This is a genomic window from Streptomyces sp. NBC_00872 (assembly GCF_045161915.1).
Classification (GTDB): Bacteria; Actinomycetota; Actinomycetes; order Streptomycetales; family Streptomycetaceae; genus Streptomyces.
Genome location: NZ_CP108806.1, coordinates 1,997,578 through 2,023,720 on the forward strand (window position 1 = coordinate 1,997,578; position 26,143 = coordinate 2,023,720).

The window sequence follows — 26,143 nt, forward strand, 5'->3', positions numbered from 1 at the left end:
CGAAGCCCATGGACAGGGTCGTACCACCCTCTCGCCACTCCCGCTGGACAGCGCTGACCGTGCTGTGCGCGGGGACTCTGATGACCGTCCTCGACGGCACTGTCGTCACCGTGGCGATGCCCGCGATCCAGTCCGGTCTGGGCTTCTCCCCGGCCGGTCTCGCCTGGGTCGTCAACGCCTATCTCATCGCCTTCGCCGGACTCCTGCTGCTGGCGGGGCGGCTCGGTGATCTCATCGGCAGACGGCGGATGTTCATCTCGGGACTGGCCGTCTTCACCGCCGCCTCGGTGCTCTGCGGGATCTCCACCGGCTCGGGCGCCCTGATCGCCGCGCGCTTTCTCCAGGGCGTCGGAGGGGCGATGACCTCGGCGGTCGTCCTGGGGATGCTGGTCGCCCTCTTCGAGGAGGGCCGTGACCGGGCCAGGGCCATCGCCGTGTTCAGCGCGGTGGGGGCCGCGGGCGGCGCGCTCGGCACCTTTCTCGGCGGCGCCCTCACCTCGGCGCTCGGCTGGCACTCGATCTTCCTGATCAATCTGCCGATCGGGGTGGCCGCGCTGATCGCCGCCACGCGCGTGCTGGAGAACGACCGCGGACAGGGTCTCGGCAAGGGCGCCGACTACCCGGGCGCGGTGCTGGTCACGGCGGCGCTGATGCTCGGTGTCCACACCATCGTCAAGGCCGCCGACCACGGCTGGGCCGCCCCCCGCACCCTCGGGTTCGGCGGAGTCTCCGTACTGCTGCTCGCGGCCTTCGCCGTACGGCAGTCGTACGCGGCCGATCCCCTGCTGCGGCCACGGCTGCTGCGCTCCCGGACCCTGGTGGGCGCGAATCTCGTCCAGCTTCTGATGGTCGCCGGGATGTTCACCTTCCAGTATCTCGGCGCGCTCTACATCCAACGGGTGCTGGGCTACGACGCGTTGCTGACGGGCATCGCGTTCCTGCCCGCGCCGGTCGTCATCGGTGTGCTGATGCTGGGCCTCTCGGCCCGGGTGACCGTACGGTTCGGGCCCCGGCGTGTGCTGCTCACCGGACTCGTGCTGATCGTCGCCGGGCTGACGCTGTTCGGGCGGGCGCCCGCGGACGGTACGTACGCCGTCGACGTGCTGCCCGTGATGCTGCTGCTCGGTGTCGGCTTCGGTCTCGCCATGCCCGCGCTCACCGGCCTGGCGATGGCGGGCGTACGGCCGCGGGACGGCGGTCTCGCGTCGGGCCTGTTCAGCACCGGCCAGGTGGTCGGCGGTGCGCTCGGTCTCGCCGTCACCACGACGCTCGCCTCCGGCCGCACGAGTGAGCTGCTCGGGGCGGGTGACGACGCGGTCTCGGCGCTGAGCGACGGCTACCGGCTCGCGTTCCGTACGGCGGCGGGTGTGGTCGTGGTGGCGCTCGCGGTGGCGGCGGCTCTCCTCCGTACGGAGGACCCCCGACGAGCGCGGGAGTCCCGTACGGGGAAGCCGCGCGAGGAGAAGCCGGGCGGGAAGAAGTCAGGCGGCGAGAAGTCAGGCGGGAAGAAGCCGCGCGGGAACAAGCCGCGCACTCCCGTAATCTGACGATACGGCCGGTGCACACGCGCAATCCGGTGCACACCGCGAGGAGGGGGCCGGTACGTGATCCATCCGCTCCGCCGGCTGCTGCTCGTCCTCCTGGCGCCGGTACTCGCGCTCTGCGCCGCGTGCACGGCCGCCCCCGCCGGGGGCCCCGCCTCCTCCGCCCTCCCCGCCGCGTCGGCGGGGCTGGACGATCCGGCGAAGAAGGAGATCGCGTTGCGGCTCGTCTCCAGCGCGGAGAACTCCTCGCTGGACTGGAGCGCCCAGTACGGCTACATCGAGGACATCGGCGACGGCCGCGGCTACACCGCCGGCGTCATCGGATTCTGCACCGGCTGCGGCGATCTCCTTCTGGTCGTCCTGCGGTACACGGACGCGCGCCCCGGCAACCCCCTGGAGCGCTTCCTCCCGGCGCTGCGCGCGGTCCGGGGCAGCGCGTCCCACGAAGGGCTCGGCCGCGCCTTCACCGTCGCCTGGAAGAAGGCGGCCGAGGACCCCGCCCTGCGCGAGGCCCAGGACACGGAGCGCGACCGGGCGTACTTCGGCCCGGCCGTCACCCGGGCGAAGGCCGACGGGCTCGGCGCGCTGGGGCAGTTCATCTACTTCGACGCCTATGTGATGCACGGTTACGGCGACGGCAAGAGCTCGGCCGGCTTCCGTACGATCCGCGAACAGGCCCTGCGGAAGGCCCGGTCGCCCGCGCGCGGAGGCGACGAGACCGCGTATCTCGACGCGTTCCTGGACGCGCGTGTCGCCGCGATGCGCGCCGAACCGTCCCACACGGACACCAGCCGCGTCGAGACGGCCCAACGGGTCTTCCTCGACCGGGGCAATCTGAGTCTGGACCCCCCGCTCGACTGGACGGTCTACGGCGACCGCTACCGCATCGCCGCGAAGTAGCGCCTGGCACCCGGCGCCCGGCACCAGGCACCTGACGCCTGGCTCCCGGTGCGCGGCGGCGGTCGAAATACCGTCAACTGTCCACCTCTCACTCCCTCTTCACATCCGCACGGGTATACGCCACCCCCCGCCTTTGGTAGGAAAGCTTCCTAACAGATAAGCGCAACCAGGAACTCTCCCCATGGAGGTCAGGGTGCCCACCCCCCACGTACGCACTGTCCTGCTCGCACTGACACTGATCGCCGTTCCCCTCACCGCCACCACCACGGCGAACGCGGCACCGGAGCCCGCCGGCACCGACCGCGCCGCCATCGCGCCCGCCGCGGCGGCGGGACTCGACGACCCGGCGAAGAAGGAGATCGCCATGCAGCTCGTCTCCAGCGCGGAGAACTCCTCGCTGGACTGGAAGGCCCAGTACGGCTACATCGAGGACATCGGCGACGGCCGCGGCTACACCGCGGGCATCATCGGATTCTGTTCCGGTACGGGCGACATGCTGGACCTCGTCGAGCTGTACACGGCCCGCAAGCCGGGCAACCCGCTCGCCGCGTATCTGCCCGCCCTGCGCCAGGTCGACGGCACCGACTCGCACCAGGGCCTCGACCCGGGCTTCACCTCGGCCTGGAAGCAGGCGGCCAAGGACTCCGCGTTCAAGACCGCGCAGAACGACGAGCGCGACCGGGTCTACTTCAACCCGGCCGTGAACCGCGCCAAGCAGGACAAGCTCGGCACGCTCGGGCAGTTCGCGTACTACGACGCCATCGTGATGCACGGCGACGGCGGCGACAGCACCAGCTTCGGCAGCATCCGCAAGCGCGCCCTGGCCAAGGCGAAGACGCCGGCCCAGGGCGGCGACGAGAAGCAGTATCTGCACGCCTTCCTCGACGCCCGGGTCTGGGCGATGAAGCAGGAGGAGGCGCACGAGGACACCAGCCGGGTGGACACCGCGCAGCGGGTGTTCCTCGACAAGGGCAATCTGAACCTGGACCCGCCGCTGGACTGGAAGGTCTACGGCGACAGCTTCCACATCGGCTGAACGAGCCGGTGACAGGGCGCAGGCGGTAGTACGGCGGGTACGGCACCCCTGGCTCCACCGGTGCCGTACCCGCTCCTCGACCGGACGGTCGGCACCGTCAGCCCTCCGCGGCGATCCGCGCCAGGCGCCGTGCCTCGCTCCGTGTCTCACGGGCGACGGCGTCCTCGTCCACCGTGGTCAGACGGCTGTCCTCGACCACGGTCTCGCCGTTGACCAGGGAGAGGGTGACGGGCGCGGCGGCGCCGAAGACCAGCGCGACGACCGGGTCCGCGATCGAGGCGTGGGCGAGCGTGTCCAGCTTCCAGAGCACGAGATCCGCGAGCTTGCCCGGCTCGATCGACCCGATCTGGGCGGCGCGGCCGAGGACTTGAGCGCCACCGTACGTACCGAGCCGGAGCGCCTGACGCGCGTTCAGGGCGCTCTCGCGCCGCGCGCCGAGGCGGTTGATGAGCAGCGCGTTGCGCAGCTCGGTGTGGAGTTCGCCCGACTCGTTGGAGGCGGTCCCGTCGACACCGAGACCGACCGGGACACCCGCCGCGAGCATCTCGGGGACTCTGGCGATTCCGGCGCCGAGCCGGGCGTTGGAGGACGGGCAGTGCGCCACTCCCGTACCCGTACGCGCGAACGCGGCGATGTCGGAGTCGTTCATATGGACGCAGTGGGCCATCCACACATCGGAGCCGAGCCAGCCGGTCGACTCGAAGTAGTCGGTGGGCCCCATCCCGAACAGCTCCTTGCAGAACTGCTCCTCCTCCACGGTCTCGCTGCCGTGGGTATGCAGCCTCACGCCCTTGCGGCGGGCCAACTCCGCGCCCTGACTGAGCAGTTCGGTGGAGACGGAGAACGGTGAGCAGGGTGCGACCGCGATCTGGGTCATCGCGTCGAACGCGGGGTCGTGGTGGCGGTCGACGGTCTCCTCGGTGGCGGCGAGCGCGCTGTCGAGGGACTCGACGGCGAAGTCCGGGGGCAGCCCGCCGTCCGAGGCCCCCCGGTCCATGGAGCCACGGGCGAGGGTGAACCGTACGCCCGTCTCCGCGGCGGCCCCGATGATCGCGCCGGACAGATCGCCCGTGCCGCGCGGATAGACGTAGTGGTGGTCCATGGCGGTGGTGACCCCGCCGCGGGCCATCATCGCGAGTGAGCCGCGCGCCGCCGCCCGTACCATCGGCTCGTCGATCCGCGCCCAGACCGGATAGAGCGCCACCAGCCAGTCGAAGAGGTTGTGGTCGGTGGCGAGCCCGCGGGTGATCCACTGGTAGAAGTGGTGGTGCGTATTGACCAGGCCGGGGGTGACGAGATGGCCGGTGCCGTCGATACGGCGGACCACCCGCTCCAGAGCGGCGGGGGCCCGGCCCGCGCCGACCGACTCGATCCGGTTGTCCGCGACGACGACATGTCCCGAGGCGTACTCGGTGTCGTGCGCGTCCACCGTCGCGATGGCGCAGTTCTCGATGACAATGCGCGAAGCCGCCATGGCGGTTCCTCTTCCTGTCCTCGGGCGTCGGCCCTGATCCATCGGATCCACCGGATTCGTCGGCCTCATCGGGCTCATCGGGCTCATCGGACTGTTCAAAGACGGGCGAGGTCGACCGGGATGCGCGCCTCGGCCCCGTCACGCAGGACGGTGGCCTCGATCAGTCCGTAGGGACGGTCGGCCGCGAAGTAGACCTCGTTGTCGTTCTCCAGCCCGAAGGGCTCCAGATCGACCAGGAAGTGGTGCTTGTTCGGCAGGGAGAACCGGATCTCGTCGATCTCGGCGCGGTTCTCGATCACGCTCGTACCCATCTGGAAGAGGGTCTGCTGGAGCGAGAGCGAGTACGTCTCCGCGAAGGTCCGGAGGATGTGCGCCCTCGTCCGCGTGTAGGACTCGTCCCAGTCCGGCGCCGGTTCGTCGCCGCCCGACCAGCGATAGCGCCATCGCGCGGAGACGTCGGTTGCGAGAATACGGTCGTACGCCTCCCGGAGCGTTGTGTACTTGTCCTTGGCGTAGCCCCAGAATTCGGAGTTCGTCGAGTTCAGCACGGTCAGATCCGTCAGCCCGGAGACGACCTCCCAGCTCTCGCCGTCGAAGGTGACCTGGGTGAGACGGGTCTCCTGGCCCGTACGGACGAAGGAGTGCCTGGGCTCCTCCGCCGGGCCGGCACCGGCCCCGGCACCGGTCCCGGCACCGGTCCCGGCATCGGAGGTGTCGCCGCCGGACGTGTCGCCGCCGGAGGTGTCGATACGCTCCCAGGTGTACTCCTCGATCCGGATACGCGCCCGGTGTATCGGCTCCTGGCTGGTCACGAAGTGCCGGGCGAGATGGATGCCGAACTGCTCGGCCGACTCGATGCCGTACTCCTTGGCGAACGCGTACACCGTGTTCTTGGTGGTGTCGGTCGGCAGGACATGGGTGTTGGAACCGGAGTGGTGGACGTCCGCCATGTCTCCGGAGAGGGAGACGGAGACGTTCAGGTCCTTGATGTGATGGGTACGGCCGTCCCGCGTGATCCTGACGACGCGGTTCTCCGCTTTGCCATACTGGTTCTGGCCGAGAATCGTGGACATGACTCGCTAGCTCCCTCGGTATACGGAGTAGCCGAACGGGCTGAGCAGCAGTGGTACGTGATAGTGCTCGCCGGGGCTGACGGTGAAGGTGATCGTCACCTCCGGGAAGAACGGTGTGCCGCCGCCCGGTGCGCGGAGGGCCTCCTGCCGCGCCTCGGCCCGGTCTCCGGGCCGGTCTCCGGGCCGGTCCCCGGCCACGGCTCGGGCTCGGTCCCCGCTGACGAAATACGCCTCGGTCCCGAAGTCGAGACGTACCTGGGCCGTGCCCGCCGGCAGCGCCGGCAGGTCCTTGCAGCGCCCGTCCGCGTCGGTGCGCGAGCCGCCGAGCGCCACCCACGCGGCGCCGGGACCGCTCCGGGCCGCGAGCGAGACGGCGACATCCCCGGCGGGGCGTCCGACGCCGGTGTCCAGGATGTGCGTGGACACCGAGGCGGTGGGCGAATCGGCGGGCGGATCGGCGGGCGCGGTGCTCATGAGTCCTTGTCCTCTGCCACGGGGTCCTCCGTCACCAGACGGGTGAGCCGGATACGGTTGATCTTCCCCAGTTCGGCGCGCGCGATCGCGCGTTCCCGCTCGGGTGTGTGCGCCAGCCGCTCCTTCAGCGCGTCACGCATCCGCTCACCGGTCGCGCCGGTGGCACAGATCAGAAAGACATGTCCGAACCGGTCCTGGTAGGCCAGATTCAGTTCGAGCATCTCGGCCCTGAGCTCCTCGGAGGCACCGGCCATCCCCCGCTGTTCACGGGAGGAGGCGGGATCTCCGGGCCTGGGCCGGCCGATCGGCGGATGCCCAGCCATCGCCTCGGTCAGCTCCGCGTCGGTCAGCTCACCCGTCGCGGTGTCGCCGGCGGCCAGCAGGGCGTCGGCAGTGGCGTACGGGCGCCGGGCGAGCAGTTTCCTCCCCCACGCCGGACTGGCGCACACCTCGTGCAGCGCGGCCAGGACCGCGCGGTCGGAAGAGGTGTTGAACCGGGCCAGGCCCGATGGCGGTGTCGACGTCACGGGAGCCTCCGTGGCTGTGCTGGGCGGGCTTCGCCTAGGTCCTGTCCGGCGGATCTTCGTGGGCCCGGAACGCCTGGCACGGCACCTCGCCGCGTTGTCGGAGTCGTCCAAGTACGTCCAGTACGAGGACGATCCTCCGCCTTGCGATGCACCGCACCAGACGCCCCGGCCTGATCCACGAAGATCCGCCGGACAGGGCCTAGCTAACGCCCTCGGCTCGACAACGTCAACACTTTGTTGAAATCCCCTATGGCCGCCTCCCCATGGCGTTACGGCGCCACGGCACCGGGCGGCGGCTCGTCACACACGATCACCCTTCGCCGCGTTCTCGCGGTTGAGGTAGTTGTAGACGGTGAAGCGGCTGACCCCGAGGGCGCTCGCCACCGTCTCCACGCCATGACGTACGGAGAAGGCGCCGCGCGCCTCCAGTATCCGTACGACCGACTGCTTGGTCCTGCGGTCGAGATCGGCGAGCGGCACACCGTGCTGCCGCTCCAGGGCCGCCAGGATGTGGTCCAGCGACTCCGAGAGCTGAGGCAGCCGTACGGCGAGGATGTCCGCGCCCTCCCAGGCGAGCACGACATCGTCGGGCAGGGCCTCCTGGGGCGCGACCAGTTCGCCGCCCATGGCGTCCACCAGCGGCTTGACCGCCGTGATGAAGGGATGGTCCAGCGGCCCGGTCACCGGACTTCCTCCGCTCTCGCCCGGCGCTCGCCATCACCGTCGGTGCCGGTGTCGGTGTCGGTTTCGGTGTCGGCAACCGCGACAACGGCATCACCTATCACGTTCACCTGGAGCGAGATCCGGGTGGCGCCGACGGCCAGCGACCGGCGCAGCAGCGCGTCCACCGTGCTCAGCACCACATCGGCGCCGCCCTCCGCCGTATTGCCGAAGGGCCCCACGTCGACGGAGTCCAGTGCGGCGCGCTGGACGATCTCGCGGGCCACCACCGCGTGCGCGGGCGCCTCGTCGAGGTCGAAGGGTTCGGTCGTGAACTCGACTCTCAGTCGCATCGTGCCTCCATCGCACCGCCCCGGGACGAGGACGACCTTAACCGACGGTCCGACGAGCCGCGGATCTCCTGGGTGCAGCATTTGGCCCCGCCGCCCGCCTTGTGGAACTCGGACAGCTCGACGGGCACCGGGACATAACCGCGCCGGGTGAGACCTTCGGCGAGACCCGTGGCACGTGGACTGGTGATCACGTGGCAGCCGTCCGAGACGGAGTTCAGCCCGAAGGCCCTGGCGTCGTCCAGGGTGGCGATCAGCGCGTCGGGGAAGAGCCGCTCCAGCACCTGGCGGCTCTCCGGCGAGAAGGCCCCTGGGTAGTACGCGACATTCTCGTCGTCCAGGGCGAACAGCGCGGTGTCCAGGTGGTAGAAGTACGGGTCCACGAGACGGAGGCCGACCGTGGGCACCCCGAAGTACTCCCGCGCCTCCTGGTGCGCCGCGACCGTCGTACGGAAACCGGTCCCGGCCAGGACGAGACCGCCGACCGGCACGAAGTCGCCCTCGCCCTCGCACACACTCACCGGGGTGCGCACCTCGAACCCCGCCGCCGTGAACCACCGCGCGTACGCCCCGGCCTCGGGGCGCCGCTGCGGCGCGTGGAACCGGGACCCGAGGACTTTGCCCCCGAGCACCAGCGCCGCGTTGGCGGTGAACACCATGTCGGGCAGTCCGGCGACGGGTTCGACCGTCTCCACCGTATGGCCGAGATCGCGGTAGACGCGCACGAGCGACTCCCACTGGGCGCGCGCGAGGGCGGTGTCGACGGGCGCCCCTTCACTCATCCAGGGGTTGATGGCATAGCTGACGTCGAAGTGACGGGGTTCGCAGGTCAGATAGCGCCGGGGCCGGGGCACGCGAAGGGGCGGCACGGAGTTTCCTCTCGCCGACGGGGGGATGTCTCAACGATAGGAAGGAGAGGAGAAGGCCCTCAAGGAACGGGACTTGCGCGCGGGCGCCGGAACGCTGCGTCGTGGGGCCGTTCAGCGGCTGTTCGTTGCGCCGGTCACGTCGGGCGGTGTGGCGGCACGTCGGGCGGTGCGGCAGCGGGGGTGTCGGACGGGGTGACGGCGGGTGCGTCGGGGTGTGCGCCGGGAGCCGCGGCGGGACTTCCGGCCTCGGGACTGTTGGGCAGCAGATGGGTCAGTACGACAAAGCTGTTGGTACGGGTGACGAACGGCTCGGCCCGGATCCGCTCCAGCACCTCCTCGAAATGGCCGATGTCCGCGGCCCTGATGTGCAGCAGGGCGTCGGCGCCACCGGTCACGGTCACCGCCGCCACCACCTCGGGATGGTTCCGGGTGACTTCGGCGAGCCGCCGTGGCGGCGCCGCGCCGTCACAGAAGACCTCGACATACGCCTCGGTGCGCCAGCCGAGCGCGGCGGGCCGCACGATGGTGGTGAATCCGGTGATCACGTCGTCGTCGCGCATCCGGTCGACCCTGCGCTTGACCGCGGGGGCCGACAGTCCGACCGCCTGGCCGATCTCGGTGAAGCTGCTCCTGGCGTTGGCGATGAGTGCCGCGAGAATCCGCCGGTCGAGCTCGTCGAGCACCGGCTGCTGATACGCCATGGGGAGCCTCCGCCTTCTCGGTGTCCTCGTACGGATTATGGTCCGGCGAGCTCGCGCCGCGTCAGGACCATGTCCGGCCGTCCGGCCGCTGTCCGGCCGCCGATTTCCGCCGTGTTCACCTGTCGCCTCTTGACAGCCCAGGAGCCCCAGAGGCAGGATTTCCATAAAGCAGAAGATAACTTCCGCAATACGGAAGGAGCGTCTGACTCCTCATGGCCCCTCTCACCACGAACGGGCGCGGCGCAGAGCAGCGCTTCGATGTGAACCTGTCCATCCTCTTCACCGAGCTTCCCCTGCTGGAGCGCCCCGCCGCCGCGGCGGCGGCGGGCTTCACCGCCGTGGAGCTGTGGTGGCCCTGGATCGACACCCCCACCCCGCCGCAGAGCGAGCTGGACGCGCTCAAGAGGGCGCTCGACGACGCCGGGACCCAGCTCGTGGGGCTGAACTTCTACGCCGGCCGGCTCCCGGGACCCGACCGCGGCGCGGTCTCCGTGCCCGGTGAGGAGGCCGAGCGGTTCCGCGCCAATGTCTCGGTCGCGGCCGGCTTCGCCGCCTCCGTCGACTGCCCGGCGCTCAACGCGCTGTACGGCAACCGCGTCGAGGGCGTCGACGCGCACCTCCAGGACACCCTCGCCCTGGACAATCTGGTGCTGGCCGCCCGCGCGGCGAGCGACGCCGGGGCGATCCTGCTGATCGAGGCGCTCAACAAGCCGGAGTCCCCTCTCTATCCGCTGGTGAGCGCGGAGTCCGCCATCGCGGTCGTCGACCGGGTCAACGAGGCCACGGGGCTCGACAACGCCGCGTTCCTGCTCGATCTCTACCACCTGTCGATGAACGGCGAGGACCTCAACGAGGTCATCTACCGCTACGCCGACAAGACCGGCCATGTACAGATCGCGGACAACCCGGGCCGGGGCGCTCCGGGCACCGGGTCGCTGCCGCTGGACGATCTCATCGGGCGGCTGCGGAAGGCCGGTTACGCCGGCTGGATCGGCCTGGAGTACAAGCCCGGGGACCGTCCGAGCGCCGAGGCCTTCGGCTGGCTCGCCAACTGACCACCGTCACGCGCGTGCCGTGACGCACGCGCGTGTGCTGAAAGAGGGCACCCTCATGAGCAATCCTCCCAAGATCGCGTGGATCGGCCTCGGCATCATGGGCTCGCCCATGTCCGAGAACCTGATCAAGGCCGGTTACCCGGTGACCGGCTTCACCCTGGAGCAGCCCAAGCTGGACCGGCTGGCCGCGGCCGGCGGCTCGGTCGCGGGCTCGGTCGCCGAAGCGGTACGGGACGCCGATGTGATCGTCACGATGGTGCCCGCCTCTCCCCAGGTCGAGGCGATCGCCTATGGCGAGGACGGCATTCTGGAGAACGCCCGGCGGGGCGCGCTGCTGATCGACATGTCGTCCATCACCCCGCGGACCTCGGTGGATCTGGCCAGGAACGCGGCCGAGAAGGGCATCCGGGTGCTGGACGCCCCCGTCTCCGGTGGCGAGGCCGGCGCCGTCGAGGCGGTGCTCTCCATCATGGTCGGCGGTGAGCGGGCCGACTTCGACGAGGCCAGGCCGCTGTTCGACGCCCTCGGCAGGACCATCGTGCTGTGCGGGCCGCACGGTTCGGGCCAGACGGTGAAGGCCGCCAACCAGCTCATCGTCGCGGTCAATATCCAGGCGTGCGCCGAGGCCGTGGTCTTCCTGGAGAAGTCCGGGGTGGACCTCACGGCTGCCCTCGACGTCCTCAACGGCGGTCTGGCCGGGTCGACCGTACTGACCCGTAAGAAGGACAACTTCCTGAACCGCGACTTCAAGCCCGGCTTCCGGATCGATCTGCACCACAAGGACATGGGCATCGTCACGGACGCCGCCCGTGCGGTGGGTGCCGCGCTTCCGGTGGGTGCCGTGGTCGCCCAGCTGGTCGCCTCCCTGCGCGCGCAGGGCGACGGCGGCCTGGACCACTCCGCACTGCTGCGCTCCGTCGAGCGCCTCTCCGGCGAGCAGGTCTGACTCCGGGCTCCCAGGGCTCCCAGGGTTCCAAGGGCTCCAGGCCTCGCAGGACCCCGGGACCGGGACCGCCGCCGGACCTCCGAACCCGGGCGGCGCCAGCGCTGACACCTGTCCTGTCGCGCCCAGGCGCTGCCGCCGCCCGGAACCACACCGGAGCGCGGAGCACGGGATCCCCCGTGCTCCGCGCTCTGCCGTGCGGTGCGGTGCCGTGCCGTGCGGTCGGCCGAGGGCGTGTCGCGCCGTGCGCCGGGCGGGACTTCCGCAGAACGTCCCGGCACTTGGGAGCGCCCGGGAGCGCCGGACAGCAGCTGTGCCCGCCACGACCGTGAGAAGCCGACGGCCCCCGCACCGGATTCCCTCCGGTGCGGGGGCCGCGTCCCTCCGCCGCCGCTCGGTCGGGGACGGCGACGGAGGTCGGCTCGCTCCAGCCGGCTCAGGCCGCGTCGGACCCGGTCAGCGGAAGGATCTCCGTGGGCGCGTGCCACGGCTCCGTCGCGATGTCCTCGAACTCGTTCACGCTCGCGATGTCGCTGCCGCTCATCGAGATGTTCGTGACACGTTCGAGAATCGCCTCGACCACGACCGGGACCCGGTACTCGGCGGCGAGCTTCTTCGCCTCCTCGAAGGCGGGCAGAAGCTGATCGGGCTCGGTGACCCGGATCGCCTTGCAGCCCAGTCCCTCGACGACCTTGACATGGTCGACCCCGTACACGCCCAGCTCGGGCGAGTTGATGTTCTCGAACTCCAGATTGACCTGGAAGTCGATGTCGAAGTTGCGCTGCGCCTGGCGGATCAGCCCCAGATACGAGTTGTTCACCAGCACATGCACATAGGGGATACGGTGCTGGGCGCCGACCGCCAGTTCCTCCAGCATGAACTGGAAGTCGTAGTCACCGGAGAGCGCGACCACCGAGGCCTCGGGGTCGGCGACGGCGACCCCCAGCGCGGCGGGCACGGTCCAGCCGAGCGGTCCCGCCTGGCCGCAGTTGATCCAGTGGCGCGGCCGGTAGACGTGCAGCATCTGCGCGCCGGCGATCTGGGAGAGTCCGATGGTGGTGACATAGCGGGTCTCGGGACCGAAGGCGCGGTTCATCTCCTCGTACACCCGCTGCGGCTTGAGCGGCACATTGTCGAAGTGGGTACGGCGGTGGAGCGTGGCCTTGCGCTCCCGCGCGGAGGCGGCCCACTCGGCGCGGTCGGGCAGTCCGCCCGCGTCCTTCAGCTCCTTCGCCACCTCGACGAAGAGCTCCAGGGCGGCCTTGGCGTCGGAGGCGATCCCGTACTCCGGCGGGAAGATCTTGCCGAGCTGGGTGGGTTCGATGTCGACATGGACGAAGGTCCGCCCCCGCCGGTAGACATCGAGCTTCCCGGTGTGGCGGTTGGCCCAGCGATTGCCGATACCGAGGACGAAGTCCGACTCCAGGAAGGTCGCGTTGCCGTAGCGGTGCGAGGTCTGGAGGCCCACCATGCCGGCGTTCAGCTCATGGTCGTCCGCGATGGCGCCCCAGCCCATCAGGGTGGGGATGACCGGAGTGCCGGTCAGCTCGGCGAACTCGACGAGCAGTTCGGAGGCGTCCGCGTTGATGACACCGCCGCCCGCGACGATCAGCGGGCGCTCCGACGCGTTGAGCATCCGGAGGGCCTTCTCGATCTGCGCGCGGCTCGCGGCCGGCCGGTGGACCGGCAGCGGCTCATAGGTCTCCGGGTCGAACTCGATCTCGGTGAGCTGCACATCGAGCGGCAGATCGACGAGGACCGGACCCGGCCGCCCCGAGCGCATGAGATGGAAGGCCTGCTGGAGGACGCCGGGGACCTGCGCGGCCTCCAGGACCGTCGTCGCGGCCTTGGTGACGGGCCGGGCGATCGAGGCGATGTCGACGGCCTGGAAGTCCTCCTTGTGGATCACCGCGGTCGGGGCCTGGCCGGTGATGCACAGGATCGGGATCGAGTCACCGGTCGCCGAGTAGAGGCCGGTGATCATGTCCGTCCCCGCGGGGCCCGACGTGCCGACGCAGACACCGATGTTGCCGGGGTGGGTACGGGTGTAGCCCTCGGCCATGTGCGAGGCGCCCTCGACATGGCGGGCGAGCGTGTGGTGGACCCCGCCGGACGCCTTCAGGGCCGCGTAGAAGGGGTTGATCGCGGCGCCGGGCACACCGAAGGCGTTGGTCACGCCCTCAAGCTTGAGGATCTCAACTGCCGCTCGGGCAGCGGTCATTCGAGGCATGGAGTACTCCTGCTTCGGCCGGCGGATTCGGGCTCTGTCGCGCCACCTGAGAGTCGATTCCGTAATGCGGAAGTTTAGTTCTGCAATATGGAATCAATCTAGGGTGGACTCCGTACCGCGTCAAGGGATGCCCGAAGACCCTCCCCGCGGCCTCGCTCTTGGTGGACGATGGGACACCGAGCGCGACGGATCGCGGCCGAAGGGGGCACGTGGTGACAGAGAGCGTGTGGGTGAGCTGTCCGTCCTGCGGCGGCCGGCACGTTTTCGCGGTGTCGGTCTATCCCTGCGCGTGCGGGGCTCCGGTGGCGCCCGCGCTGGCCGGCGGCGTACCGGTGGAGCCGGTCACGTACCGCGGCTGGGCGGAGGAGTGGGTGGCCGTCCGCTGCGGGGCGTGCGGACGTGAGGACCAGTGGCCACGGCCGGAGCTGGGCTGTCCGTGCGGAACGGTGCTGCGGATTCCGATACGGGAGACCGGCGCCACGGGCCCGGCGGTCCCGACGCCACCACAGGGGACGCCGACGGCTCGGGTGACCCCTGTGGCCCCGTGGGCCACGGCTGTCCCCGGGGATCCTGGGACTCCGGCGGCCCCCGCGACCCCGGCGGTCCCGGCTGTCCCTGAGGCCGGACCGCTGCTCGGACCGCCGCTCGGACCGCCGCCTCTCGGGCCGCCGCCCGGGGCGCCTCCAGCGGGATCGCCCCCGCGTCTCCCGCTGCCGCGGACCGCCGCGTCACCGCGTCCGTCGTTCCGCCCGCTGACGATCCGTACCGCGCACGACGCGGTCACGGCCGCGGCGCTCTATCTGCGCTGGCTGGGCTTCCAGAGCGTCGACCGGGCCGGGGAGGGAACGGAGGGCGCGCCGTACGTGATCGATCTGCGCGGCCCGGACGTCGTCGCCCAGGTGGAACCGACCACCCGGCCCGTCAATCCGCGCTCCGTCGAGTGCCTCTGGCTCAACGGGCTCCAGGCCTCGGCGCCGGGTGTCTTCTTCTCCCTCGCCGGGTACGCGGACGACGCCCTCGCCCGCGCCGAGGATCTGGGTATCCCGCTCTTCGTCATGGATCTCACGGGCACTCCACGGCCGGTCAACGGCCCGGCGGACGCACTGGTCTCGACCGGCGCGTAATGCCCCCCGGCACGTAATGTCCCCCGTCGCATGGTGCTCCCGCGTCGCCTGGTGCTCCCGGCCGGCGGTGCCGCGGCCGGGCTTCGGCGCGGCCTGGGCCTCAGTGCGGCCGGCCTGGGCCGGACATCGCCGCCGCTCCGTGCGGCGTCATGTGCTGGGTGAACCACCCCGTGGCCAGATGGGCCACCGCTTCGAGGGCGCCCGGCTCCTCGAAGAGATGGGTGGCTCCCGGCACGATGGCGACCTGGTGCTCACCGCGCAGCCGCCCGGCCGCCTGCCGGTTGAGACGCAGTACCTCGATGTCCGCGCCGCCGACGATCAGCAGTGTGGGTGCCCGTACCTCCGCGAGCCGGCCCGCCGCCAGATCGGGACGGCCGCCACGGGAGACCACCGCGGCGATGTCCGTATGCGGCTCGGCCGCCGACATCAGAGCCGCCGCGGCCCCGGTGCTGGCACCGAAGCAGCCGACCGGCAGGGCGCGTTCACGGCGCAGCCACAGGACGGCCAGGGTGAGCCGCTCGGCCAGCAGCCCGATGTCGAAGACGTTCGTACGGTCCTGCTCCTCGTCCGACGTGAGCAGATCGAACAGCAGGGTGCCGAAGCCCGCCCGGTTCAGGGCCGACGCCACCGCCTGGTTGCGGGGGCTGTGCCGGCTGCTTCCGCTGCCGTGCGCGAAGGCCACGATGCCCGGCGCGCCGTCCGGCACCACCAGGCTCCCGGGCAGCGCGGTCCGTCCGGCGCCGATCACGACCTCCGGATCCCCGGCGGCACGCCCGGCCGCCCCCGGCCCCGGCGCTGAGCCCGTACCCGTATCCGTACCCGCGCCCATGCTCGTACCTATGCCCATGCCCGTGTCCATGCCCGGACCGGTGCCCATGTCCATGTCCATGTCCATGCCCGGACCGGTGTCGGCGGGCACGGGACCCTTCCCGCGCTTGCCTCGCCTCTCGCGCTCCCCGGGCATCGCGCCCCGGGTGAGCAGCGCGGCGACCTCGTCATCACTGGTCTGCGCGAAGTCCACGTACCACTGCCCGACCGAGCCGAAGTACTCCGGCGAGGACAGACACACCACGGCATCGGCCTCCTGCCCCAGCCAGGCCAGGGCGTCGGCGGGCGCCAGCGGTACGGCCAGCACCACTCGCGCCGCACCGCGCACCCGCGCCACGCGGCAGGCGGCGAACGCGGTGGAGCCCGTGGCCATGCCGTCGTCCACGATCACCGCTGTCCGGCCCAGCAGCCCGACCGGCGGCCGGTCCCCCCGGTAGCGCCGCAGGCGCAGCTCCAGCGCCTGACGCGCGTCCCGCTCCACCGCCGCGCGCTCGCGCGGGCCGACCCGGGCGGCGCGGAGCACATCGTCATTCATGATCCGTACGCCGTCCTCACCGATCGCGCCGAATCCCAGCTCGGGCTGGTACGGCACCCCCAGCTTGCGGACGGCGATCACATCCAGCGGCGCGTCCAGCGCGCGGGCCACCTCGTACGCCACCGGAATCCCGCCGCGCGGCAGCCCCAGCACCACGGGATCTTCGAGATCCATCCGTTCCAGCTCCTCGGCCAGCCGTCTCCCGGCGGCCGTTCGGTCGACGAAGCGCATGGTCCGCCTCCTCTCCCGGGGCCCTGCGGCCCGTATCGGGAACTCTTTCCATCCAACCCGAAAACGCCGCGACCGGCAGGACCGGGGGGATCTCCCCCGGCGGGGAAGCCGCGGAAGCGGACGCGAACAGCCGGGCGCGGAAGGACGCGGACGCCCCGTAGCGCCAGGGCAGCTCCGGGTGGAGTCTGGAGATGAGGAACCCGCGGGCCGCCGGGGGCTTCGTGGGCCGGCCGCCGCGACATTCTCCGAGGAGGCGGCAGCCATGACCACCACGACCGACACCACCTTGCACGCCCTCTCCCCGGTCCACCGTGAGCGGCTGATGCGTGGCGCGCGCCAGGTGAACTTCCCCGAGGCCACGCGCATCTTCGACGAGGGCCAGTCCGCCGACCGCTTCTGGATCGTGCGCAGCGGCTGCGTGATCCTCGACGTGAGGGTGCCGGGCCGCCGCCCGGCGGAGATAGCGTCGCTGGGCGCGGGCAGTCTCGTCGGCTGGTCCTGGCTCTTCCCTCCGTTCGTCTGGCAGCTCGGGGCGGAGGCGATGACGCTGGTGCGCACATACGAGTTCGACGCGGACGACGTACGGCGGATGTGCCACGGCGATCCGGTGTTCGGCCAGGCCGTGGCGCTCTGGATCGGCGGGGTGCTCGCCCACCGGCTGCACGAGGCGAGGACCCGGCTGCTCGATCTGTTCGCGCCGTACGGCAGCAGCGAGGGACCGATGCCGTGACACCGCGCCCTCGGCACGGAGCCCGGAACGGGGCCGAACGGGCGACCTTGGTCTGATACAGGAATAGCCGGATGCCGGGCCCGGGTTGGCACGGTGATCGCAGTACTTCGAAGGCATGTGGGAGACGAAACGATGGTTACTCTGCAGGAGTCCGTGGGCCGGTACGGGATCTGGAGCTCCGGGCTCCGCCCCGAGGGCCCCGCGGCCGGTGAGGCACCGGAGGCCGCCGCCGAGCTGGAGGAGCTCGGCTTCGGCGCCGTATGGCTGGGCATGAGCGATGTCGAGCAGGCGGTACCGCTCATCGAGGCCACATCGCGGCTCACCGTCGCCACCGGCATCCTCAGCATCTGGCAGCACGAGGCCGCCGACACCGCCGCCCGCTTCCTGCGGCTGGAATCCGAGCATCCGGGGCGCTTCGTGCTCGGTATCGGCGCCAGCCACGCCAAGTTCGCCGCGCAGTACCAACGCCCCTACTCCTCGCTGGCCGGGTATCTCGACGGTCTGGACGAGGGCAAGGTCCCGGCCGGACGGATCGTGCTGGCCGCGCTCGGCCCGAAGATGCTCGAACTCTCCCGTGACCGCGCGGGCGGTGCGCATCCGTATCTGGTCACCCCCGAGCACACCGCGCAGGCCCGCGAGATCCTCGGCTCCGGACCGCTCCTCGCCCCCGAGCTGAAGGTCGTCCTGGACACCGACCCGGAGACCGCGCGTGCCACGGCCCGTGACTATCTCGCCATGTATCTCACCCTGCCGAACTACACCAACAGCTTCCTGCGGCTGGGCTTCACCGAGGACGACATCGCGAACGGCGGCAGCGACCGGCTCATCGACGCCGTCTACGCCTGGGGCGACGACGCCCGGATCAAGGCCCGGATCGACGCCTTCCACGCGGCCGGCGCGGACCATGTCGCCCTCCAGATCGTGACGCCCGACAGCACCGCGGGCGCGCCGGGGCCCCTGCCCCGCGCCGAGTGGCGACGGCTCGCCGAAGTGATCGCCTGACCTTCGCCTGACCTTCGCCTGACCTGACCGTCCCGCCGGGCGCCGCACACGCGGCGCCCGGCGGGACGCCGTCGCGGTCACGCCGGCGGGAGCAGGGTCCCCAGCGGGCCCAGATCGAGGTTGAGGTCCTCCATCGTGAGCTCGTAGCGCTCGCACAGCTCCGTCATACGGTCGTGGAGAAGCATGAGGGTCACGCCGATGCGTTCTTCCTGGTCCTCCGTCAGGTCCCCTTGTTCGACACGGTGCAGGGCCTGACGCTCCATCAACTGGCGGAGGAGTTCGACGATGGTCAGCACCAGCTTGACCAGGTCCCGTTCCACGGTGTCCTGATCGGTGTGCAGGCGCTGGGCGATCCGCCGGCCACGGTCCTCCTCGGGCGGGATGTCGTCCGGGCCCGCCGGAAGCAGACGGAAGACGTCCGACGCGGCCTGGGTGACCTCGTCCAGATCGCGGATGGCTGAGGGGCGTCCCCGGTGTCCTGGTTCGCGTCTCCGGCCGGCGCGTTCGACGCGTTCGCCCCGGTCAGCCCGTTCGCCCCGGTCAGCCCGTTCGCCCCGGTCAGCCCGTTCTGCCTCGTCGGCCCGTTCTGCCTCGTCGGCCCGGTCGCGCCGGTCGGCGCCTCGGCCGCGGCTCACGGGCCGTTCCCCGGCGGCGGGCCGAGGGCGCGTTCGAGGGCCGCGCGCTCGGCGGGAGTCCCCTGTGGACGCTGTTCCGCGCGGACGGCCACGATCAGGGCCCTGAGCGAGATCCGTACGAGATCGACGTCCGCGATCGAGAGGGTCAGATCACCGGTCAGCACCACTCCCCCGGTCAGCAGCCGGTCGAGAAGGTCGATCAGTGCGATCTGCCGGCCGGCGAGGGCGTCCGTCCGGTCGTCGGGGCCCGTGGCGGGCCGGGCGCCATCGGTCACGGGGCGCCCACCTCCTCGTCGGTCCGCTCGGGGGCGGCGAACGAGTACGGCGCCCATGGCCCGGTCACCTCCACGCGGATGCCGTCGAAGCTCCTGGCGACGCCCTCCGCCCGCGCCCGGAAGTCGTCCCCGCTCCCGCGCGGGACCAGATAGGCGTCGTTGGAGACGTTGCGACCGGGCCCGACGGCCAGCTCCCCCTCCTGGAGGCGGTGCTGCACACGGTCGACGGCGAGGGGGCGTACTTCGGCGTCCACGCGGAGCACCGCCTCGCGGGCCGCGCGCCACGCGTCCTCACCCGATCTGCGCTGCCGCTGGCGGCCCCGCAGATAATCACGGCCGGGACTGCCGCCCGCCGAGGCCGTCGCGGTGGCCGGGACCGGTGAACCGGGCGGCGGAGGCAGCGCGTACACCTTGACACCCCACTCCACCTGGCCGGTGAGCCGGTCGAGCAGTGCGCCGAACTCCTCCGCGCGCCGGCTCAGCATGTCCCGTACGCGGTCGTCGTCACGGTGGAGCGTGGCCAGACGCAGCGGGAGGAGGGCGGTACGGGCGAAGACAGTTTCCACGACGGCGTGATGGGCGCGGGCCACCGACTCCAGCCAGTCCAGGTCCTCCAGCCGGGCCTTGAGGGCTCTCTCGTCGAAGTCGCGCTCCGGTACGGGACTCACCACCGCCGCCAGGCCATGCGCGCGTACGAGCCGTACCGGAGTGTCCGCCACTCCGCGTATCCGGCGCAGTTCCTCCTCCAGGGCGTCCGAAGCGGCGTCGGCGCGCGTGACCGCGTAGCTGTATCGCATGTCCGCGCTCATCCGTCACCGCCTCCTCTCCCGGCGCGCTCTCCGTTCCCTGTCCCTCGTGGCCCTGTCCCCTTCGGTTCTGTCCCCGTCGGCCCTGTCCCCTTCGGCCCTGTACGCGCTGTCGTCGCGCTCGTCCTCGTACTGGATGTCGTCGTACTCGATGTCAGAAGAACGCTCGTCGGCGGGGCGCTCGTCGGCGGGGGCCAGGGAGCGTCTGCGCAGATTCTCGACCTCGGCGCGCAACCGGCTGTTCTCCTCGGCCAGCGACGGCCGCGGGGTCTCCTCCCGGGCCCGGGAGGACAGTGACGGATCGTGCTCCCACCAGTCGATGCCCATCTCCTTGGCCTTGTCGACGGAGGCGACGAGCAACCGGAGCTTGATCGTGAGCAGTTCGATGTCCAGCAGGTTGATCTGGATGTCCCCGGCGATGACGATCCCCTTGTCGAGGACCCGTTCGAGGATGTCGGCCAGATTCGCCGACGACCCCTGCCCGTACGGGGACACGGCCTGCATGGTCCGCGGAACGGGCTGTCGGGCGGAAGTCGGATCTGTCACGATGCGTCAGGCCTCGATCCTGGTCGCTCAGCGCTCGGGCTCGTGGTGTCCCCGTTGTGCCTGCTGCTCCTGCTCCTCCCGCTCCTCCCGCTCTTCCTGCTCCTGCTCCTGTCCCTGCTCCTGCTCCTCGGCCCACTGCCCCTGGGGGGCGCCGGAGCGTGCGCGCTCGATGGCCTCGATCCGGTCGAGAAGCTCGTCCTCCCGGCGGTCGAACTCCGCCTCGTCGATGCGGCCCTCCAGCAGCTCCCTCTCCAGCTCGGCGAGTTGGCGTTCGACGGGGGTGGTGTCGTAGGCCTCCTGCTCTGCGACCTCGATGACCTGGTTCACCACCCAGCCGAAGCCGCGCACCGGTGCCAGCGGCGCGGTCAGGATCTGAGTCAGCAGGCCCATCGTGCGACTCCTCATGTCCTACGAGGCTTTACGGGTCGTAGCTTTACGGGTCATACGAAGCTGTACGGCGACAACGGCCCCCTCAGGCGCAGCTCGATGTCGGGCGCGTACTGCTCGCCGAGCTTCTCCACGGCGGCGGTGAACTCCTTCGACCGGTCCCGGTCCACAAGGAAGGACACATTGAGGAAGTGTTCCGACGTGGCGCCGCCCCGCGACTCGTCGACGGTGTACGGCCGCAGCGCCTCGATCACGTCCGCGGTCACCTCGTCCTGCCGTACCCGCACCTCGGCGGAGATCAACTCACCGAGCGCCAGGCGTTCCTCGTACGTTCCGCCGCCGCCCCGTGTCGTCTCGCTCAGCCGCCGCACCCGGTCCGAACGCTCGATCACCTGGCGCAGCAGGACGTCCTCGTCCTCCGCCGCCTTGAGATTGAACTCCGCCCGGTCCGCGAGCGCCGCGAGCCTTTCGGCGTACGGCTCGGCGTTCTCGCCGAGTGCCGCGCGCACCGCCTCGTCGTCGGCGGCGATCAGACCGAATCGCATGGGCAGTACCGCGTGCTCGGACAGCAGTCGCTGCTGTACGTCGTGGTGGGCGCTGAGATCTCTTCTCTTGGCGCGCAGGTTCTGTGGCGCGTCGCTGACGATCGCCTGAAGGGAACCCTCGGTGACGGTACGCAGGCCGGGCGCCTCTTCGCCCACACCGCGCAGGTCGTCGAGGCGTGGATGGCAGTCGGAAGAGGTGATGGCGTAGACGTAGACGGACATGCGTCACTCCTCCCGGTGCTTGGCGGGGCGCCGTGCGGTGCTCCGGCGCCTCGGTTCCGGCTCCGGCTCCGGCTCCTCCCGTTCCCGTGTCCGGTCGCCCTGGAGGGAATCGGTAATGGCTTCGACGGCTCCGGTCAGGGCGCCCTTGCTCTTGCCGCGTGCCCCGCTCTCGGTCACCTCGCCGACCAGGCCGGTGAGCGTCTCGGGTGCCTTGCGTCCCTCCTCCAGGTCGAGCCGGTTGACCGCCTCGGCGAAGCGGAGGTACGTGTCGACGCTCGCCACGACGACCCGTGCGTCGATCTTGAGGATCTCGATACCCACCAGGGACACCCGTACGAACGCGTCGATGACGAGCCCGCGATCCAGGATCAACTCCAGGACGTCGTAGAGGTTTCCGCCGCCACCGACGGCGACCTGGCCTCCCTGCGGCGCTACAGTCACGATGACTCCCTTCAGCGGCCGCCGCGCGTGCTCCTGGCGGTCACCGCTCGATCCGGCCCCGGGCATACCGCTCGCGGCGCTCGTACTCGGTGAGGCGGCCGGCTTCGTCCAGTCGCACCCGGTAACTCGCCATCACGCTGGTCGTGTCCGGCACCCGTGGGATCTCCAGCACTTCGACGTCGGCCTGCCAGCCGTCCTCCGTGCGCTTGACGGCGGACACCGACTCGGGCTGTTTGCCGAGAAGCGCCGCGAGTTGCTCCGTGGCCTCCCGCAGTGCCTGCCCCATCTCCATGGAACTCCGGGGCCGCTCCTCCCGGGCGGCGCCGTCCCGATGCCGGCTCCCGGATGTCCGGGAGGACCGCGCACCGTTCGCATCCCGCCGCTCACTGCCGACCATGTCGCTTCCACTCACACTCATATCGAGGGTTTCATGGGGTTTTGCCCTACTTTCCTATGAAACACCCGCGATAAAACACCCGCAGTGCGGGACGGCGACGAACGCGGGCCGGGACGGCGGGAACGGCGCCATGCGGCGACGCCGACACCGGACCGGGCGCGGTGGCGGTGCCATGACCGCCCCGCGCCGATCCGCCGGGGGCCGGAGTACACACGGTGAAGGCCGGACGACTGAGCGTTCTGGAACCCATGGCGTCCGGAATCCGTGGCGCCCGGACCCCGTGGCGTGCCGCACCGGTGCCTCCGGGTGAGGTGTCACCGGGTGAGCGTGCCAGGTCAGCGGCTCGGTGTCCCGCTGCGGGTGATCGCGTCCCGCGTACGGTCGACCAGCGACGCGAAGGGGCCCACGGTCCACTGCGCCAGCGGCGAGCCCGCGACCATCGGATGCGGGCGCGTGGGGGCGATCTTCTCGGCCGCCCGGAGCCGCCTGCCCATGTCCCTGAGCTGATCCTCGCTCCGCCCGCCGCGCACCGCGGGGAACTCCTCCCGCTCCTCGTGGGTGGCGTGCTCGATGACGGACCGCTCGAAGTCGGCTAGTTGGACGTCGAACCGAGGGTCGGCGACGTCCATCTTCTCCAGGTGGGCGAGCACTTTGTTCGCTTCCTTCTCCTCCTGGTTCCGCGCGTCGGCCTCCTTCTTGCCCGCCGTCTCCTTCGCGACGGGGCGCACGATCATCTCCTCGGCCGTCTCATGCACCGCCAGCAGGGCGCGCAGTTCCTCGAACGCCTGCCGCTTGGCCTGCCCTTGCGCCTTCCTCACCTCCGTGAACAGATCCCGGATGCGCGCGTGCTGGCGCAGCAGGATCGCCACGACATCGTCCTTCGGCATCTCCGCCGCCATACGGCGTTCCTTGTCTGCCTCGTTCATCGCTTGTCCTCTCCGTTTCGCGTTCCGCTCTCCAGCTGTTCGTTCGCCCCGCTCCTCACCATCCTTGGCCGGGTTACGTGATTCCGCCTCTCCGGAAGCGGCACAGCGGCGCCACCGGCCGTCGGCCTAGGCGCGCACGACGCGCGCCACCAACTCCGGGACCCATTCCACGTACTCGATCTCCGCGCCGCCACGATGGCGCGCGTACAGGAACCGGCCGGTGGCGCTGGTGCTTTCCGGGGTGGTGATCTCGGCGCCGGCGTCCGCGAGTGTCCTGGTCAGGGCATCGAGATCGTCGACGATCACGGTGGCACTGGCGTGGGAGTAGCGGGCGCGCTCCGCGGGCGGCCCCGCGATGACGAGGAAGTCACCGATCGCCGCGAGTTCGACGGAGCCGAAGGCGAAGCGGAGATCGGTCTCCGCGCCGGTCAGTTCACGCAGCAGCGCCAGCGACGTGTCCAACTCGTCGGCCCACAGGCGTGCGTATGTCTTGAGAATGGTCATGACGTCTCCTCGCGGTAACTTGTGGATACCTGGGAACCGTAGGAGAGTGATGAGGTCAGACGGAAGAACGCACTTTTGGGAGAGAGGGGCACCCGGTGGTTACCGAAGAGGTCAGGGGCGTTCCGGAGGACGCGGATGTGACGCGCGCCCACTCCCTCGCGCGTGAGATCTTCTCCGGCATCGCGAACAAGTGGACGCTGCTGGTGGTCACTGTCCTCGGCGAGCGCACCCTGCGGTTCACGGAGCTTCGCGGTGAGGTGGAGGGCATCAGCCACAAGATGCTCACGCAGACGCTGCGCGGACTCGAACGCGACGGGCTCGTCGAGCGCACCGTCTACCCGACCGTGCCGCCGCGCGTGGAATACACGCTCACGGACGCGGGTCAGGCGCTGCGGCACACCGTCTACGGCATGTGCGCGTGGACCCGCCGGTATCTGGAACACATCGAGGAGTCCCGCGACCGGTTCGTCCGGGCGTCACAGGCCACGGCCGGTTGACTCCCCGCGGTCAGCCGACTCCCCGCGGTCAGTTGACTTCCCGCTGTCAGCCGACTTCCCGCGGTCAGTTGACCTCTCGGTCCAGGCCGGACCAGTAGGGCTCGCGGAGCTTGAACTTCTGGACCTTGCCGGTGGCCGTGCGCGGGATGGCCGCACGGAATTCGACGGTCGTCGGTGCCTTGTAGCCGGCCATCCGCTGCTTGCAGTGGGCGATGATGTCGGCTTCGTACGCCGTCGCCCCGTCCGCCAGGACCACCAGGGCCTTGACGGTCTCGCCCCACTTCTCGTGCGGCACGCCGATGACGGCCACCTCGGCGACCGCGGGGTGGCTGAAGATCGTGTCCTCCACCTCGATCGACGACACGTTCTCACCGCCCGTGATGATCACGTCCTTCCTCCGGTCGGAGATCGTCAGATGCCCGTCGGCCTCGTCCAGCGCGCCGCCGTCCCCGGTGCGGAACCAGCCGTCCTCAAGAACCGCCGAGGTCTCCTCCGGCTTGTCCCAGTACCCCTCAAGCACGGCATTCGACCGGGCCAGGACCTCTCCGGACCCGGAGATCTTCAGTCCGGTCCCGAGCGCGGGGAGTCCCGCGCGGGAGAGCTTGCGCGCCCGCTCCTCCGCGGGCAGGTCCTCGTCGCCGGGCCGGGTCCGGTTGAAGGTGAGCAGCGGTGATGTCTCGGTCAGACCGTAGATCTGGGTGAACTCCCAGCCCAGCTCCTCCTCGACCCGCTGGATCATCCTGCTCGGCGGCGGGGCCCCCGCGCAGACGATCCGCACCCTGTCCCGGCCCGGGATCTCTCCCTCCCAGGACGCCGCCGCGTCCAGCACCGCGTTCCACACCGCGGGCGCGCCGCACATCAGCGTGACTCCGTGCTCGTCGATCCGGCGGAGGATCTCCGTACCGTCCACCTTGCGCAGCACCACCTGCTTGACGCCCAGTCCGGCCATCACGAACGGCATTCCCCAGCCGTTGCAGTGGAACATCGGCAGTGTGTGCAGATAGACGTCCCGCTCCCACACCCGGGTATGCAGACCGAAGGTCAGACCGTTGACCCAGATGTTGCGATGGGTCAGCTGAACGCCCTTGGGACGGGCGGTGGTTCCCGACGTGTAGTTGATCGTCGCGGTGGCGTCCTCGTCCGGCCTCGACCACGGTCGCGGCTCGACGCCGAAGCGCATGAGTCCGGTCTCGGTCCGCTCGCCCAGTACGAAGCGGTGGCGCGCCCCGACCCCGGCGAGTCCCGCGTCCAGCTCGGAGTCGACGAACAGGACCGAGGCTCCGCTCTGCCGCACCACATACTCGATCTCCTCCGGCTTCAGACGGAAGTTGACCGGCACGCAGATCCGCCCGCTCATCGGTACCGCGAACAGCAGTTCAAGCAGACGGGCGGAGTTGTGGCTCACCACCGCCACCCGCTCCCCCTCGCCCACGCCGAGCGCGTCGAGCCCCGCCTGCCAGGCCCGCACCCGCTCGCCGAGCCGCCCGTACGTCGACACGGGTACGGGCGGCCCGGGTTGATCCCATTCGTCGACCACTCCAGGGCTGGTGTGAAACCCCCGCTCCGCCCGGTCGAGGAAGTCCGTGACAGTCATCGGTACCCGCATCGCTCTCTCCCTCGCCCGGAACCGGCGTTTCTCGGTCGCTCGTTTCCCAGTCGTTCGTTCCTCAGCCGTT

Annotated in this window: 29 protein-coding genes and 1 pseudogene; 9 read left to right on the forward strand and 21 right to left on the reverse strand. The window is 70.6% G+C overall.

Annotated features, from left to right (window positions below):
* Window positions 1-8 precede the first annotated feature (8 nt).
* The 3 genes from OG214_RS08580 (at window position 9) to OG214_RS08590 (ending at window position 3,480) form a co-directional block, all read left to right on the forward strand.
* Complete coding sequence (locus OG214_RS08580; protein WP_405984385.1) at window positions 9-1,547, forward strand: MFS transporter; 1,539 nt, start codon at window positions 9-11, stop codon at window positions 1,545-1,547.
* Window positions 1,548-1,604: 57 nt separating this feature from the next.
* Complete coding sequence (locus tag OG214_RS08585; protein WP_405984386.1) at window positions 1,605-2,444, forward strand: chitosanase; 840 nt, start codon at window positions 1,605-1,607, stop codon at window positions 2,442-2,444.
* Window positions 2,445-2,625: 181 nt separating this feature from the next.
* On the forward strand, window positions 2,626-3,480 hold the full coding sequence (locus OG214_RS08590) for a chitosanase (protein ID WP_405984387.1): 855 nt from the start codon (window positions 2,626-2,628) through the stop codon (window positions 3,478-3,480).
* Between the two features lie 97 nt (window positions 3,481-3,577).
* On the opposite strand, the gene OG214_RS08595 is transcribed toward OG214_RS08590, so the two are convergent.
* The 8 genes and pseudogenes from OG214_RS08595 to OG214_RS08630 form a co-directional block, all read right to left on the reverse strand.
* Window positions 3,578-4,954: an 8-oxoguanine deaminase gene (locus tag OG214_RS08595; protein ID WP_405984388.1), complete on the reverse strand. Its 1,377-nt coding sequence runs from the start codon at window positions 4,952-4,954 to the stop codon at window positions 3,578-3,580.
* Window positions 4,955-5,049: 95 nt separating this feature from the next.
* Entirely contained in the window at window positions 5,050-6,027 is a 978-nt protein-coding gene (gene pucL, locus OG214_RS08600) for a factor-independent urate hydroxylase (RefSeq protein ID WP_405984389.1), read from the reverse strand.
* Window positions 6,028-6,033: 6 nt separating this feature from the next.
* A complete protein-coding gene (locus OG214_RS08605; protein WP_405984390.1) occupies window positions 6,034-6,501 on the reverse strand; it encodes a hydroxyisourate hydrolase in 468 nt (155 codons plus the stop codon).
* Window positions 6,498-7,028 carry a 2-oxo-4-hydroxy-4-carboxy-5-ureidoimidazoline decarboxylase gene (uraD, locus tag OG214_RS08610; RefSeq protein ID WP_405984391.1) on the reverse strand — a complete coding sequence of 177 codons (531 nt, stop codon included), beginning with the start codon at window positions 7,026-7,028 and terminating at the stop codon, window positions 6,498-6,500. Before uraD ends, OG214_RS08605 begins: the two co-directional genes overlap by 4 nt.
* Before the next feature lie 300 nt (window positions 7,029-7,328).
* Entirely contained in the window at window positions 7,329-7,712 is a 384-nt protein-coding gene (locus OG214_RS08615; RefSeq protein WP_363086123.1) for a helix-turn-helix domain-containing protein, read from the reverse strand.
* 89 nt (window positions 7,713-7,801) lie between these two features.
* Window positions 7,802-8,041 (reverse strand): annotated as a pseudogene (locus OG214_RS08620) (hypothetical protein); the annotation flags it as partial.
* Entirely contained in the window at window positions 8,032-8,907 is an 876-nt protein-coding gene (gene ddaH / locus OG214_RS08625; protein ID WP_405984392.1) for a dimethylargininase, read from the reverse strand. The gene ddaH and the pseudogene OG214_RS08620, both read right to left, overlap by 10 nt.
* Window positions 8,908-9,041: 134 nt before the next feature.
* Window positions 9,042-9,608: an Lrp/AsnC family transcriptional regulator gene (locus OG214_RS08630; protein WP_405984393.1), complete on the reverse strand. Its 567-nt coding sequence runs from the start codon at window positions 9,606-9,608 to the stop codon at window positions 9,042-9,044.
* A gap of 212 nt (window positions 9,609-9,820) precedes the next feature.
* On the opposite strand from OG214_RS08630, the gene OG214_RS08635 reads away from it, so the two are divergent.
* Together OG214_RS08635 and OG214_RS08640 are read left to right on the forward strand one after the other, a co-directional pair.
* Window positions 9,821-10,663 carry a TIM barrel protein gene (locus tag OG214_RS08635; RefSeq protein WP_405984394.1) on the forward strand — a complete coding sequence of 281 codons (843 nt, stop codon included), beginning with the start codon at window positions 9,821-9,823 and terminating at the stop codon, window positions 10,661-10,663.
* A gap of 55 nt (window positions 10,664-10,718) precedes the next feature.
* Window positions 10,719-11,609, forward strand: coding sequence for a 2-hydroxy-3-oxopropionate reductase (locus OG214_RS08640; RefSeq protein ID WP_363086340.1), 891 nt, complete (start codon window positions 10,719-10,721; stop codon window positions 11,607-11,609).
* Between the two features lie 433 nt (window positions 11,610-12,042).
* Here OG214_RS08640 and gcl read toward each other — a convergent pair whose 3' ends face one another.
* Window positions 12,043-13,836, reverse strand: coding sequence for a glyoxylate carboligase (gene gcl / locus OG214_RS08645; protein WP_405984395.1), 1,794 nt, complete (start codon window positions 13,834-13,836; stop codon window positions 12,043-12,045).
* A 212-nt stretch (window positions 13,837-14,048) separates the two neighbouring features.
* Here gcl and OG214_RS08650 point away from each other — a divergent pair, with 212 nt between their 5' ends.
* Entirely contained in the window at window positions 14,049-14,960 is a 912-nt protein-coding gene (locus OG214_RS08650) for a hypothetical protein (protein WP_405984396.1), read from the forward strand.
* Window positions 14,961-15,060: 100 nt separating this feature from the next.
* Here OG214_RS08650 and OG214_RS08655 read toward each other — a convergent pair whose 3' ends face one another.
* Window positions 15,061-16,554 (reverse strand): phosphoribosyltransferase family protein, encoded by a 1,494-nt coding sequence (locus OG214_RS08655; protein ID WP_405984397.1) that lies wholly within the window; start codon window positions 16,552-16,554, stop codon window positions 15,061-15,063.
* A gap of 262 nt (window positions 16,555-16,816) precedes the next feature.
* On the opposite strand from OG214_RS08655, the gene OG214_RS08660 reads away from it, so the two are divergent.
* Together OG214_RS08660 and OG214_RS08665 are read left to right on the forward strand one after the other, a co-directional pair.
* Window positions 16,817-17,284, forward strand: a complete 468-nt coding sequence (locus OG214_RS08660; protein ID WP_363085389.1) for a cyclic nucleotide-binding domain-containing protein — start codon at window positions 16,817-16,819, stop codon at window positions 17,282-17,284.
* A 132-nt stretch (window positions 17,285-17,416) separates the two neighbouring features.
* Window positions 17,417-18,286: an LLM class F420-dependent oxidoreductase gene (locus tag OG214_RS08665; RefSeq protein WP_363085388.1), complete on the forward strand. Its 870-nt coding sequence runs from the start codon at window positions 17,417-17,419 to the stop codon at window positions 18,284-18,286.
* Window positions 18,287-18,363: 77 nt separating this feature from the next.
* Here OG214_RS08665 and OG214_RS08670 read toward each other — a convergent pair whose 3' ends face one another.
* From OG214_RS08670 to OG214_RS08715, 10 genes are all read right to left on the reverse strand, one after another.
* Window positions 18,364-18,741: a gas vesicle protein K gene (locus OG214_RS08670; protein ID WP_405987456.1), complete on the reverse strand. Its 378-nt coding sequence runs from the start codon at window positions 18,739-18,741 to the stop codon at window positions 18,364-18,366.
* A gap of 176 nt (window positions 18,742-18,917) precedes the next feature.
* The gene (locus OG214_RS08675) at window positions 18,918-19,196 is read right to left on the reverse strand and encodes a gas vesicle protein (protein WP_405984398.1); all 279 of its coding nucleotides are present in this window, start codon (window positions 19,194-19,196) and stop codon (window positions 18,918-18,920) included.
* Window positions 19,193-20,005: a GvpL/GvpF family gas vesicle protein gene (locus tag OG214_RS08680; RefSeq protein WP_405984399.1), complete on the reverse strand. Its 813-nt coding sequence runs from the start codon at window positions 20,003-20,005 to the stop codon at window positions 19,193-19,195. Before OG214_RS08680 ends, OG214_RS08675 begins: the two co-directional genes overlap by 4 nt.
* A 3-nt stretch (window positions 20,006-20,008) precedes the next feature.
* Entirely contained in the window at window positions 20,009-20,506 is a 498-nt protein-coding gene (locus OG214_RS08685) for a gas vesicle protein (protein ID WP_405987457.1), read from the reverse strand.
* 69 nt (window positions 20,507-20,575) lie between these two features.
* Window positions 20,576-20,938, reverse strand: coding sequence for a gas vesicle protein GvpG (locus tag OG214_RS08690; RefSeq protein ID WP_405984400.1), 363 nt, complete (start codon window positions 20,936-20,938; stop codon window positions 20,576-20,578).
* A gap of 50 nt (window positions 20,939-20,988) precedes the next feature.
* Window positions 20,989-21,702: a GvpL/GvpF family gas vesicle protein gene (locus OG214_RS08695; protein WP_405984401.1), complete on the reverse strand. Its 714-nt coding sequence runs from the start codon at window positions 21,700-21,702 to the stop codon at window positions 20,989-20,991.
* 3 nt (window positions 21,703-21,705) lie between these two features.
* A complete protein-coding gene (gvpJ, locus tag OG214_RS08700; protein WP_363082826.1) occupies window positions 21,706-22,143 on the reverse strand; it encodes a gas vesicle protein GvpJ in 438 nt (145 codons plus the stop codon).
* 40 nt (window positions 22,144-22,183) lie between these two features.
* On the reverse strand, window positions 22,184-22,435 hold the full coding sequence (locus OG214_RS08705; protein WP_363082839.1) for a gas vesicle protein: 252 nt from the start codon (window positions 22,433-22,435) through the stop codon (window positions 22,184-22,186).
* A 440-nt stretch (window positions 22,436-22,875) separates the two neighbouring features.
* Entirely contained in the window at window positions 22,876-23,466 is a 591-nt protein-coding gene (locus OG214_RS08710) for a hemerythrin domain-containing protein (protein WP_405984402.1), read from the reverse strand.
* 126 nt (window positions 23,467-23,592) lie between these two features.
* Window positions 23,593-23,970 (reverse strand): VOC family protein, encoded by a 378-nt coding sequence (locus OG214_RS08715; RefSeq protein WP_363082828.1) that lies wholly within the window; start codon window positions 23,968-23,970, stop codon window positions 23,593-23,595.
* Between the two features lie 95 nt (window positions 23,971-24,065).
* Here OG214_RS08715 and OG214_RS08720 point away from each other — a divergent pair, with 95 nt between their 5' ends.
* Window positions 24,066-24,467, forward strand: a complete 402-nt coding sequence (locus OG214_RS08720; RefSeq protein WP_363082829.1) for a helix-turn-helix domain-containing protein — start codon at window positions 24,066-24,068, stop codon at window positions 24,465-24,467.
* Between the two features lie 64 nt (window positions 24,468-24,531).
* On the opposite strand, the gene OG214_RS08725 is transcribed toward OG214_RS08720, so the two are convergent.
* Window positions 24,532-26,073 (reverse strand): AMP-binding protein, encoded by a 1,542-nt coding sequence (locus OG214_RS08725; protein WP_405984403.1) that lies wholly within the window; start codon window positions 26,071-26,073, stop codon window positions 24,532-24,534.
* Window positions 26,074-26,143: the final 70 nt, after the last annotated feature.

What these genes read in the sequence shown, in the direction of transcription:
- OG214_RS08580 (WP_405984385.1), top strand. Translation starts at nt 9, where the DNA reads ATGGACAGGGTCGTACCACCCTCTCGCCACTCCCGCTGGACAGCGCTG.
- OG214_RS08590 (WP_405984387.1), top strand. Translation starts at nt 2,626, where the DNA reads ATGGAGGTCAGGGTGCCCACCCCCCACGTACGCACTGTCCTGCTCGCA.
- OG214_RS08595 (WP_405984388.1), bottom strand. Translation starts at nt 4,954, where the DNA reads ATGGCGGCTTCGCGCATTGTCATCGAGAACTGCGCCATCGCGACGGTG.
- pucL (WP_405984389.1), bottom strand. Translation starts at nt 6,027, where the DNA reads ATGTCCACGATTCTCGGCCAGAACCAGTATGGCAAAGCGGAGAACCGC.
- OG214_RS08605 (WP_405984390.1), bottom strand. Translation starts at nt 6,501, where the DNA reads ATGAGCACCGCGCCCGCCGATCCGCCCGCCGATTCGCCCACCGCCTCG.
- OG214_RS08630 (WP_405984393.1), bottom strand. Translation starts at nt 9,608, where the DNA reads ATGGCGTATCAGCAGCCGGTGCTCGACGAGCTCGACCGGCGGATTCTC.
- OG214_RS08635 (WP_405984394.1), top strand. Translation starts at nt 9,821, where the DNA reads ATGGCCCCTCTCACCACGAACGGGCGCGGCGCAGAGCAGCGCTTCGAT.
- OG214_RS08640 (WP_363086340.1), top strand. Translation starts at nt 10,719, where the DNA reads ATGAGCAATCCTCCCAAGATCGCGTGGATCGGCCTCGGCATCATGGGC.
- gcl (WP_405984395.1), bottom strand. Translation starts at nt 13,836, where the DNA reads ATGCCTCGAATGACCGCTGCCCGAGCGGCAGTTGAGATCCTCAAGCTT.
- OG214_RS08655 (WP_405984397.1), bottom strand. Translation starts at nt 16,554, where the DNA reads ATGCGCTTCGTCGACCGAACGGCCGCCGGGAGACGGCTGGCCGAGGAG.
- OG214_RS08660 (WP_363085389.1), top strand. Translation starts at nt 16,817, where the DNA reads ATGACCACCACGACCGACACCACCTTGCACGCCCTCTCCCCGGTCCAC.
- OG214_RS08665 (WP_363085388.1), top strand. Translation starts at nt 17,417, where the DNA reads ATGGTTACTCTGCAGGAGTCCGTGGGCCGGTACGGGATCTGGAGCTCC.
- OG214_RS08680 (WP_405984399.1), bottom strand. Translation starts at nt 20,005, where the DNA reads ATGAGCGCGGACATGCGATACAGCTACGCGGTCACGCGCGCCGACGCC.
- OG214_RS08685 (WP_405987457.1), bottom strand. Translation starts at nt 20,506, where the DNA reads ATGCAGGCCGTGTCCCCGTACGGGCAGGGGTCGTCGGCGAATCTGGCC.
- OG214_RS08690 (WP_405984400.1), bottom strand. Translation starts at nt 20,938, where the DNA reads ATGGGCCTGCTGACTCAGATCCTGACCGCGCCGCTGGCACCGGTGCGC.
- OG214_RS08695 (WP_405984401.1), bottom strand. Translation starts at nt 21,702, where the DNA reads ATGTCCGTCTACGTCTACGCCATCACCTCTTCCGACTGCCATCCACGC.
- OG214_RS08705 (WP_363082839.1), bottom strand. Translation starts at nt 22,435, where the DNA reads ATGGAGATGGGGCAGGCACTGCGGGAGGCCACGGAGCAACTCGCGGCG.
- OG214_RS08710 (WP_405984402.1), bottom strand. Translation starts at nt 23,466, where the DNA reads ATGAACGAGGCAGACAAGGAACGCCGTATGGCGGCGGAGATGCCGAAG.
- OG214_RS08715 (WP_363082828.1), bottom strand. Translation starts at nt 23,970, where the DNA reads ATGACCATTCTCAAGACATACGCACGCCTGTGGGCCGACGAGTTGGAC.
- OG214_RS08725 (WP_405984403.1), bottom strand. Translation starts at nt 26,073, where the DNA reads ATGCGGGTACCGATGACTGTCACGGACTTCCTCGACCGGGCGGAGCGG.